General features: G+C 70.8%; 1 pseudogene. It reads left to right on the plus strand.

The window, feature by feature from the left end:
• Positions 1 to 264, plus strand: a pseudogene (locus ACTHS3_RS18060) (hypothetical protein); the annotation flags it as partial.

Consider the following 264-nt stretch of genomic DNA (forward strand, 5'->3'; position numbering starts at 1 on the left):
GTCCCCGAAGACGAAGACGCCGAGGTCGGCGCCGTCCTAGCCATCATCGGCGACCCCTCTGCTGTCGAGTCGGCCCCTGCGCCTGCTAAGCCGACGGCTGAGCCCGCGGAAAAGGCCAAACCTGAGCCGGTGAAGAGCGAGGCCGAGGAGGCACCGGCGCCGGCCGCGCCGAAGCCCGCCGAGGCTCCCAAACCCGCCGGGACCAATGAGGTCGCCCCACGCGCCACCAATCCGTCGTCGGACGTCTACGTCACCCCGCTAGTC

It is taken from the genome of Neisseria sp. P0009.S007 (genome assembly GCF_051962515.1).